This is a genomic window from Streptomyces recifensis (assembly GCF_002154615.1).
GTDB lineage: Bacteria > Actinomycetota > Actinomycetes > Streptomycetales > Streptomycetaceae > Streptomyces > Streptomyces griseoluteus.
Genome location: NZ_MUNH01000577.1, coordinates 1 through 3,630 on the forward strand (window position 1 = coordinate 1; position 3,630 = coordinate 3,630).

General features: G+C 71.5%; 3 protein-coding genes. 2 read left to right on the forward strand and 1 reads right to left on the reverse strand.

Annotation, left to right across the window (positions count from 1 at the left end):
* A partial coding sequence (locus tag CCN33_RS26300) for a PfkB family carbohydrate kinase (protein ID WP_244173945.1) occupies positions 1-172 on the forward strand: 172 nt, incomplete at its 5' end.
* Positions 173-194: 22 nt separating this feature from the next.
* Here CCN33_RS26300 and CCN33_RS26305 read toward each other — a convergent pair.
* The gene (locus CCN33_RS26305; RefSeq protein ID WP_086695947.1) at positions 195-1,685 is read right to left on the reverse strand and encodes a M1 family metallopeptidase; all 1,491 of its coding nucleotides are present in this window, start codon (positions 1,683-1,685) and stop codon (positions 195-197) included.
* Positions 1,686-1,858: 173 nt separating this feature from the next.
* On the opposite strand from CCN33_RS26305, the gene CCN33_RS26310 reads away from it, so the two are divergent.
* Positions 1,859-3,630: Xaa-Pro dipeptidyl-peptidase (locus CCN33_RS26310; RefSeq protein WP_086695948.1), on the forward strand; the 1,772-nt coding region annotated here is incomplete at its 3' end.

Below are 3,630 nucleotides of genomic sequence, written 5' to 3' on the forward strand. Positions count from 1 at the left end.
GGGCGACGCCTTCGCCGCCGCCTTCCTCTACGGCCGCCTCGCCGGGGCGGACCCCGAGCGCTGTGCCCGTTACGGCGCCCTCGCGGGCGCGTACGCCTGCACCGTCCCGGCCACCCGCACGGACGCGATAGGCCGTGACGGCCTCCTCGGGGAGGGAGCCGTCACGGCCTAGGGCAGCGGGGGCGGAGGGGGCTTCAGTGCGCGTGCACGTCGTTCGTGGCCTCGATCTTCTTCCACGACTTCGGCGCCGTGACCTTCGCCGCCAGCGACCGGGCCGCCGGGTCCGAGCCGCGCGCGGCCGGCTTCGACGGCTGGAACAGCCAGGTGTCGAAGAGCGCGGCCAGCGGCTTGCCGGACACCTGCTCGGCGTACCTCTGGAAGTCGGCGACCGAGGCGTTGCCGTACGCGTGCTCCTTGGGCCAGCCCTTCAGCACCGCGAAGAACGCGTCGTCGCCGATCTCCTCGCGCAGCGCCTGCACGGCCAGCGCCCCCCGGTCGTAGACCGCGAGGTCGAACTGCGCGTCCGGGCCGGGATCGCCGGGCTTGACGGTCCAGAACGGGTCGTCGGCCGGATGCGAGGCGTACACGTAGTCCGCCAGCTCGCGCGTGGTGCCCTCGCCCTCGTGCTCGGACCAGAGCCACTGCGCGTACCGGGCGAAGCCCTCGTTGATCCAGATGTCCTTCCAGCCCTTGAGCGACACGTCGTCGCCGTACCACTGGTGGGCCAGCTCGTGCACGACCACCGAGGTGTTGGAGCCGGCCGCGAACTGCTTGGGGCTGTAGTAGACGCGGGTCTGCGTCTCCAGCGCGTACCCGGTGGTGGTGTTGGGGACGTAGCCGCCGGCCGAGGAGAACGGATACGGCCCGAAGTAGCCGCTCAGCCAGTCCACCAGCTCACCGGTGCGCTCCACGCTCGCCCGCGCCGCCCCGTCGTTCGCGCCGAGGTCCTTGCTGTACGCGTTGACCACCGGCACCCCGCCCTCGGAGGTGGACGTGGTGATGTCGAAGCGGCCGAGCGCGAGAGTGGCCAGATAGGTCGCCTGCGGCTTGTCCTGGCGCCAGTTGTAGCGGGTCCAGCCCAGCTTCGAACTGGTCGACGCCAGCGTGCCGTTGGAGATCGCCTGGGTGCCGTCCGGCACCGCCACCGACACGTCGTAGGTGGCCTTGTCACTGGGGTGGTCGTTACTGGGGAACCACCACCAGGCCGCCTCGGGCTCGTCCGCCGCGACGGCGCCGTCCGGGGTGCGGTGCCAGGTGCTGAAGCCGTAGGCGCTCTTCGTGGAGGGCACTCCGCTGTACCGGACGACCACGGTGACCTGCGTGCCCTTCGCCAGCGGGGTCTTCGGCGTGACCACCAGCTCGTGCTCGCCGGACGTGGTGAACGTGGCCTTGATGCCGTTGACCCGCACCTCGCTGACGTCCAGCAGGAAGTCCAGGTCGAAGCTGGACAGGTCCTGCGTGGTCCTGGCCAGGATGGTCGCGGTGCCCTGAAGCTCGTCCGTCTTCGGCTGGTACTGGAGCCTCAGGTCGTAGTGCGAGACGTCATAGCCGCCATTGCCGTACTTCGGGTAGTAGGGGTCGCCGATGCCCGGCGCGCCGGGGGCGGACGACGCGGCCGATGCCGGGATCGCCAGCAGGAGGGAGGCCGCCGCCAGGGCGCTCGGCGCGAGGATTCTGCGGTGCACGTCAGCTCCAAGTCTTCTGGACAGGAAGTCTGTTCGGAGCCTATTCAGTCCCGGCCGCTTCTGGCGTGTCCACGACCCCTGCTGTCACACGATCGCCATTCAGCCGTCACGCGTCCCGGTGACCGCCGAAAGGCCCTCTTCTGTACGGGTGTTGACGGAGGTAGCGTCCGCCCATGCCGATTCGCTCGCTCTGGAGAACCCTCGCGGTCCTGGCCGTCGGTGCGCTGACGGCCGTCCTCCTCGCCCCGGCCGCCGTCCAGGCGGCACCGCGCGAGAGCAGGCCCGTCTACTCGTACGCCGACGCCGTCCGCGAGTCCGTCTGGGTGGACACCGGCCTGGACGAGGACGACGACGGCCGCACCGACCGCGTCGCCGCCGACATCGTCCGCCCCGCCGAACCCGCCCGGCAGGGCCGCAAGGTGCCCGTCATCATGGACGCCAGCCCCTACTACTCCTGCTGCGGCCGCGGCAACGAGAGCCAGCTCAAGACGTACGACGCCCAGGGCCACGTCGTGCAGATGCCGCTCTTCTACGACAACTACTTCGTGCCGCGCGGCTACGCGTTCGTCGGCGTCGACCTCGCCGGCACCAACCGCAGCGACGGCTGCGTGGACGTCGGCGGCCGCTCCGACATCGGCTCCGCCAAGGCCGTCGTGGACTGGCTCGGCGGCCGGGCCCGCGCCTACACCAGCCGCACCGGCGGCACGCCGGTGAAGGCGAGCTGGACCAACGGCGCCACCGGCATGATCGGCAAGAGCTGGGACGCCACCATCGCCAACGGCGTCGCCGCCACCGGCGTGAGAAACCTCAAGACCATCGTGCCGATCAGCGGCATCTCCTCCTGGTACGACTACTACTTCGCCCAGGGCGCCCAGCTCTACGACGGCGGCCCCGACGAACTCGCGGGGTACGTGGAGAGCGAACAGGCCCACTGCGCCGCCGTGCAGCGGAAACTCGCCGACGGCAGCCCCGACTCGGGCGACTGGACCCGGCTGTGGACGGAGCGGGACTACGTGAAGGACGCCGGGAAGGTCCGCGCCAGCGTGTTCCTGGTGCACGGCATGCAGGACCTCAACGTCCGTACCAAGCACGTCGGCCAGTGGTGGGACGCGCTGGCGAGGCACGGCGTCGAGCGCAAGATCTGGCTTTCCCAGACCGGCCATGTCGACCCCTTCGACTACCGGCGCGGCGCCTGGGTCGACACCCTGCACCGCTGGTTCGACCACGAACTCCTCGGCTACGACAACGGCATCGACCGCGAGCCGATGGCCGACATCGAGCGCCACCCCGACCACTGGACCACCTCCGCCGTCTGGCCCCCGCGCGGCACCCGGACCACCACCCTGTACCCGGCCCGCGGCACCACGCCCGGCGTCGGCACCCTGGGCCCCCACCGGGCCACCGGCACCGAGACCTTCACCGACGACCCGAGCCGCGGCGAGACCGACTGGGCGGCCGACCTCACCCGATCGACGCCCGACAAGGCCGCCTTCATCACCCCGGCCCTCACCGCCCCGCTGCGCATCTCCGGCTCCTCAACGGTGACCGTCACCGCCACCCCGAGCACCGCCTCGGCCCACCTGTCCGCCGTCCTGGTCGACCTCGGCCCGGACACCATCCGCGACTACGCCGACGGCGGCGAGGGCATCACCACCCTCACCGAGCGCACCTGCTTCGGCGCGAGCACGGCCGGGGACAGCGCCTGCTTCAAGGCGACCGCGGCCAGGACGGCCGACGTGGGCGCCACCGTCGTCAGCCGGGGCTGGGCCGACCTCGGCCACCACGCCTCCCTCACCAAGGGCGCCCTGCTCGTCCCCGGCCGCGCCTACACGATGACCCTCGACCTCGCCGCCACCGACCACGTCGTGCCCAGGGGACACCGGCTGGCCCTGGTCGTCGCGGGCACCGACAAGGACCTCATCGAACCGCCCGCCACCCGCCCCAC